Source organism: Haloferax profundi (assembly GCF_001469865.1).
In the GTDB taxonomy this organism is placed as follows: domain Archaea; phylum Halobacteriota; class Halobacteria; order Halobacteriales; family Haloferacaceae; genus Haloferax; species Haloferax profundi.
Window position 1 is genome coordinate 1 of sequence record NZ_LOPV01000195.1, and the last position, 6,011, is coordinate 6,011.

Consider the following 6,011-nt stretch of genomic DNA (forward strand, 5'->3'; position numbering starts at 1 on the left):
CCAAGGTGATAGTGTCACCATTTACATTGAAGGGCCATTATACAGAGACAGCTCCCTGGAAGAAATCGCTGCAGCTGGTGACAACCCACCAGGGACATTCGTTGAAGATGGGGGACGTGCTGAGGAGACGAGTATCGTTACAATCATTCAGGAGTATTCAGCCCAGTCCCCTGAGTTTGCAGCTCTCGTAGACCGCAATGACCTCAATGACAACGGAATTCCTGATGATAACCTGAGGACTGTTTACGATGAGCTTCTTAGTTCACCGTATGGTGACCGTGCTCGGCAGTATATTACTGAAGATTACCGCAGTGCACAGGTAGTCTACACAGTCGAAAGTGACGCCAAGCAAGCGGCAGTAACTGAGGATGCCCGTACAATCGCCGACCGATATCGATTCACTGCAACAGCAACCGGCAACATCGTTGTGCTGAAAGCGGTCTCTGACGTCATCTCAACTTCCGCGTTGATTAGTATGGCTGTTGCGCTCGCGTTGACCGGGGCTTTCCTCGTGTTAAGCTACCACGTTTTGGAAGGCAAAGGATCGCTCGGGATCGTGAACCTAATCCCAATCGCGGTAACTATCTCGCTTATCGCCGGCACGATGCGATACTATGGAATCCCCTTTAACGCTCTGACAGGCACGATACTCTCGATTGCCATTGGATTGGGTGTAGATTACTCTGCCCACACCGTCCACCGGTTCGCTGAAGAGTACGACGAAAACGACGGTGACGTTGTGCTTTCGCTGAACCGGACAGTCCGCGGAACTGGTGGTGCCCTCACGATGAGTATGCTCACAACCGTGACTGGAATTGGTGTGCTAGTAATCGCGATTACGCCTGTTCTCGGCCAGTTTGGGCTCCTAACCGGTGTGAGTATCTTGTATTCGTATCTCACCTCAATTATCGTTCTCCCCCCTGCGTTGGTCCTGTGGGACCGATATTTCCAGCCTTCCACAACAAATCAATTCACAGATCATGACAGTGGATACCTCTGACGTCGCAGAATCGCTCGAATGGTTCGGCCTTTCGAACTACGAAGCACAAGTTTTTGTTGCGCTCCACCAGCTTGGGCTGGGAACAGCGAAAGAAATTGCTGAAGTAACTGATGTCCCCCAATCACAGGTCTACGGTGCCGCAGCTGCACTTGAGAAGAGTGGCTTAATCGAAGTCCAACGGTCAAACCCCAAGCGGTATCGCCCTATCGAGATTGACCAGGCGCTTGACTATCTTGAGTCAGAATATCATCGCCGTCGAGCACAGGTTTCTGACGGACTACACGCAATCCGTGAGCAGTACGAGGATGAGCGGTCAGAATCACAAGAACACGTTTGGACGGTTACTGGTTCGGCGGCGGTTCTTTCTCGGATCTCGACTCTCATTGATGATGCTACAGATTCACTCATCGTTGGTATTGAGGCAGCATCACCGATTTCAGAGCAAATTGTCGAAAAGCTTCAGAGCACGAAAGATGAGTCGGTTGACATCACAATTATATCGACGAGTCAACAAGTCTTAGATTCACTCAAAGATATCGCAACCGTGTACAACCCTCCGCTCCCACCACAAATCGAGGGTACTGAAGAGTTCATGTCTGGTCACATCTTGATCGCTGACGATGAAGCCGTCTTGATGAGTGCTTGTGCTAGTGCCGAAGAAGTGGCAATTTGGTGTGCTGGAACCAGCTTCGCACGTGTTCTCATCGATATGAGTAAAGCACGCCTCGAGATCTTGTTCGACGAGTCAGAATCTCTCAATTGAACGCACTCTAGTTTGTTTTCGATGGTTCTGTGAGGGCCTCTATTGTTCGTTGAATCTCGGCTTCAAGAGCTTCTTCAATTCTCGAATCAAAGAGTAACTGACACTCTAGTCGTTGAAGCAAGAGTCCGGTTAGTTTTGCTGTAGCATCGCTACTGTCCTTGTGATCAGTACAGTCTTGAACCACTGTAGTAATTGAGGTCAATATCGAAGCCGAGATCTCTCCCGCATATTCCCGGTATTCGGCACGTAGAAACCCCTGCGAACGCAGGTCAAAGAGTACAGTGTAGAAATCCTGCGAGTCTTCGTCTTCAACCGCGACAGTGTATGCAATTGTGCTCAGCGTTGCTTTCGCAGATTCTTTTTGGATACTCTCCAGAGTGTCTTTGAGTTGAGCGGCCATCGCTGTTGCCAATTCTAAAAATAGCCTATCTTTATCATCAAAATGATAATAGATGAGACCGGTTGAGTGACCTTGTTCAGCACCGACGTCGTTGATTGAGACTTCAGAGTAACTTGCTTTCCGTAATGCGCGGAACGCTCCTTCGAGGATTTCTTTTTGCGTCTGGGAATATGATGAGTTTGTAAGGTCGAAAGAGACCATGGTACGAATAGTGTTTATTTGAAGCACATAGTGATATGCGAATCGACACTCTAGTCAGGCATTCATCACAACCTTTAAGTATTCTATGACATATTTTGTAACGGTTGGTATTGATCCAACTACGCTATAAGATGGCCACCAGATGGGTAGGCCAGCCCGTGTTATGGCTGGTTTTTTGGTGGCAACAGATTAGCGTCCCGCGCGAATTTGCTTGTGTGAGGGCAACTCAATGGGAACGTCTGTTCACCTTGGGTAGGTTGGTCTCGGGTACGAGGCCATCATTGGTTGCCCTTTCATGCATTCCGCTTCAGAATTGTACGCCACAGAAATCTCTCAAGTCGTCACGATTACTTTACGAGCTACTCAAGATACCTCCCACAGCTGTGGATCTCTTTCAAAGATTCGAGGCAGGATTCCACGGGTCACCCGACCCGGGGTTGTTGATGTCTTGCTGATCGGAAGTTCTTACAGAATGTAACGCTATGCACGTGTGTCGAGATAACCACGGTACGCGTTCGTCTCGATGACACTGGTCTGCTGTCTTGCTACCCGATACAATGATCGACTCGAAAGCTCCTTGCCGTCGGCGATGCCTTCGCAACAACGGGTGTTCGGTTAAATCGACACCATGTGTGCCGTAGAGGTTGACGGCCGGGTCATCACTGCGTACCCACAAGGGAAAAACGTGCTCCAGTGGAGAGATACGACCAACGATTGGGTTCGAAACTCTGTTCAAAACCATAGTCCAGACCACCCATGCAAATCGAACTCGACCTAGACGAGAACTTTCGAGAGGGGATAGAAGACGGAGATATCGCCGCGGGTGCGGGAATCAGCTACGCCGCCGCCGACGCATACCTCGACGGGAGTCCGACGGAGTACCGCATCGACGATGCTGTCGTCTATACTCTGCATCGTCTCTGCGAGGCCACTATCGAGGTGATGGAAGGAAGCGACGCCGACGTTCACTACCTCTATTCGGACCATACCCTCCACCTCGAGCACAAAGGTCCGTCGACGGTTTCCGTCTGGACATCGGGTTCGGGGCCAGTCGAAACCGACTTCCAGAGCCTCGTTCGCGGAGTGGTCGTCGCCGCAGAGCGACTCTCAGACTACGTCGTAGACGTGAATCCGGGTCTCTCGAATAACTCGGAGATTCAGAACCTACGGTTGGCTATCACCCAATTGAGCGTGATGTACCAAGACGAGTTCGGGGAGGTTCTGCGGACGTAGCGAACTCGGTCAGGTGGTGACCTAACGAGTCCCCAGACCTGACTGTCAAGAATGTCTTAAAATTGATATATTGTGCTCGGGGACGATTGTCGACCATGGTCGAGATACCAGACCTCGGAATCGAGATTCCGGAAATAACACAGATTGCGTTCGTGGTCGAGGACATCGACGACGGGATGGACCGTTTCGGTGGCATCCTCGGACTCGGTCCGTGGGACGTCTACGAGTTCGCTCCGCCGACGCTCCACGACACGACCTACAGAGGAGAAGAACACGACTATTCGATGACGCTGGCGCTCACGTACGCGGGCGACACGATGATAGAACTCATCGAACCACAGGAGGGCGAGAGCATCTACACCGAACACCTCGACGAACACGGTGAGGGCCTCCACCACGTCGCCTGCTTCGCGTTCGAAGACACCGAAGCGGTGGTCGAGACGTTCGAAGAGAACGACATGCCCGTGCTTCAGAGCGGCGTCTTCGGGGAGGTGCCGTACTGGTATTTTGATACCGCCGACGAACTCAACGGCGTCATCTTCGAGACGGCGACGAACCTCGAAGCGATTCCCGAACCGGATCGGCAGTACCCATAGTTCGGGACTCGGAACATGACACGTATTTTTCGATAACAGCGTGGTCGGTTGACCAAGGTTGCATAGGAACCGACGCCGTCCATTGTTGGGCTATGTCCGCGATCATCTCGTGACAATCTCAGCTACTTCTGTGAAATTTTATTGCCCCCTGAAGGGGTGCGGGGCGGCAGTGCCTCGCGTTGATTCGAATGAACGTACAAACGATCCAACGAATCGAATTATCGCAGATTGAGCTGAGTCTCTTTCAGCTGATTTGGGAAATCAATCTCAAATGAAACGAAGCAATACATTCGAAGTCGTCCCTCAATCTGAACCAGACGAGGAGATACTTCGGCAACTGTTAGACGCTTCTGCCGCACTCTGGAATGAAATAAACTACGAGCGCCGCCAGAAGTACACTGACCCAGATGGAGACGTATGGGATATCAGTGATTATGGCGAGCGATACGGTGGTATTCTTGGTTACGCAACAGTTCAACAAATCGAACGTAAAAACCGAGAAGCATGGAGGTCGTTCTTTGCACTCCGAAAGAAGAGTGAAGCCAACAGGACGCCTGGCTATTGGGGTAACGCCACAGACGGTCGCGACCTTCGGACTTACATCCGTAACACGTCGTACACGGTTAAATGGGGTGACTACTCACGACTGGAAATCCTCGTCGGTCAAGAGCTAAAAGAGGAACACGGGTTCGGATACTACGAGCGCCCGCGTCTCGAAGTTAGGGGCGAACCGAACTGGAAAGATTACGACAAGCAGGGTCGGTTGGAACTGTACTATGATGAGCACTCGGACTCATTTAGAGCCTTGCAGCCAGTTACGATTGACAATTCTCGACTAGCACAACCACTGGGATCAAAGAGTGCTGCTCTAGATATTGGCGTAAACAATCTCGTTGCATGTACAACCACGACCGGCCAGCAGTACTTGTATGAAGGACGCGAATTGTTCGAACGGTTTCTGGGGACCACGAGAGAAATAGCTCGACTTCAGTCACTGTTGAAAAACGGGAAACACAGCAGTCGGCGCATTCAACGGCTGTACCGGAAACGAACAAAGCAACGTGACCACGCCCAGGCCGCCCTCGTGAGGGATCTCATTGAGCGGTTGTATCAAAACGGCGTTTCAACCGTTTACGTTGGGGAGCTAAGAAGGATACTGAAATCACACTGGTCAGCTCGGGTGAACAAGAAAACACACAACTTCTGGGCGTTTCGAGCGTTCATCAATCGGATAGAATGTACCGCTGAAGAGTTTGGAATGACTGTTGAGCGCCGATCAGAAGCATGGACGAGTCAGACCTGTCCATACTGTGGTTCAACTGATGACACGATTCGACATCAGGACACACTCACTTGTTCGTGTGGTTTTGAAGGACATGCAGATTTGGCTGCGTCAGAATCGTTCTTGAAAAAGCAAACAACGATAGTACGGCCGATGGCACGGCCTGTATGCCTCAAGTGGGACAACCACAACTGGTTGGAGTCATCATGCTCTCTTCGTCTCAACGAGGAGCATACAAACCCGTAAGTTGCCTCCGTGGACTCGGCATCGCTGAGATTCCAGCGTGAGGATTCCCTGTGATTATCAGGGTGGATGTCACTGGTACTTCGACACCGCCGACGAACTCAACGGCGTCATCTTCGAGACGGCGACGAACCTCGAATCGATTCCGGAACCCGACAGACAGTACCCATAGCACCTGTTCACAACCGATTTCACTGTTTTTCACCAACGCGGCGTGTTATCTACCTCGGCGTCCGATACTGTGTATGGCTATCGTCGCAGAGATTCTTCTCGCAGACCCCACGCTACCCTTG

Annotated in this window: 6 protein-coding genes and 1 pseudogene; 6 read left to right on the forward strand and 1 reads right to left on the reverse strand. The window is 51.2% G+C overall.

Annotation, left to right across the window (positions count from 1 at the left end; translation table 11 throughout):
- A partial coding sequence (locus AUR66_RS09990) for an MMPL family transporter (RefSeq protein WP_157533056.1) occupies positions 1-1,000 on the forward strand: 1,000 nt, incomplete at its 5' end.
- Positions 981-1,763, forward strand: a complete 783-nt coding sequence (locus AUR66_RS09995) for a TrmB family transcriptional regulator (protein WP_058572288.1) — start codon at positions 981-983, stop codon at positions 1,761-1,763. The genes AUR66_RS09990 and AUR66_RS09995, both read left to right, overlap by 20 nt.
- Before the next feature lie 7 nt (positions 1,764-1,770).
- Here the strand turns inward: AUR66_RS09995 and AUR66_RS10000 are convergent, their stop codons facing one another.
- The gene (locus AUR66_RS10000; protein WP_058572289.1) at positions 1,771-2,364 is read right to left on the reverse strand and encodes a TetR/AcrR family transcriptional regulator; all 594 of its coding nucleotides are present in this window, start codon (positions 2,362-2,364) and stop codon (positions 1,771-1,773) included.
- Between the two features lie 756 nt (positions 2,365-3,120).
- On the opposite strand from AUR66_RS10000, the gene AUR66_RS10005 reads away from it, so the two are divergent.
- From AUR66_RS10005 to AUR66_RS23055, 4 genes and pseudogenes are all read left to right on the forward strand, one after another.
- Entirely contained in the window at positions 3,121-3,597 is a 477-nt protein-coding gene (locus AUR66_RS10005; RefSeq protein ID WP_058572290.1) for a hypothetical protein, read from the forward strand.
- A gap of 95 nt (positions 3,598-3,692) precedes the next feature.
- Complete coding sequence (locus tag AUR66_RS10010; RefSeq protein WP_058572291.1) at positions 3,693-4,193, forward strand: VOC family protein; 501 nt, start codon at positions 3,693-3,695, stop codon at positions 4,191-4,193.
- A gap of 271 nt (positions 4,194-4,464) precedes the next feature.
- Positions 4,465-5,721: an RNA-guided endonuclease InsQ/TnpB family protein gene (locus AUR66_RS20535; RefSeq protein WP_082682168.1), complete on the forward strand. Its 1,257-nt coding sequence runs from the start codon at positions 4,465-4,467 to the stop codon at positions 5,719-5,721.
- Positions 5,722-5,788: 67 nt separating this feature from the next.
- Positions 5,789-5,890 (forward strand): annotated as a pseudogene (locus AUR66_RS23055) (VOC family protein); the annotation flags it as partial.
- Between the last annotated feature and the right edge of the window lie 121 nt (positions 5,891-6,011).

Coding starts and splice junctions, on each gene's coding strand:
- AUR66_RS09995 (WP_058572288.1), top strand. CDS start 981: ATGACAGTGGATACCTCTGACGTCGCAGAATCGCTCGAATGGTTCGGC.
- AUR66_RS10000 (WP_058572289.1), bottom strand. CDS start 2,364: ATGGTCTCTTTCGACCTTACAAACTCATCATATTCCCAGACGCAAAAA.
- AUR66_RS10005 (WP_058572290.1), top strand. CDS start 3,121: ATGCAAATCGAACTCGACCTAGACGAGAACTTTCGAGAGGGGATAGAA.
- AUR66_RS10010 (WP_058572291.1), top strand. CDS start 3,693: ATGGTCGAGATACCAGACCTCGGAATCGAGATTCCGGAAATAACACAG.
- AUR66_RS20535 (WP_082682168.1), top strand. CDS start 4,465: ATGAAACGAAGCAATACATTCGAAGTCGTCCCTCAATCTGAACCAGAC.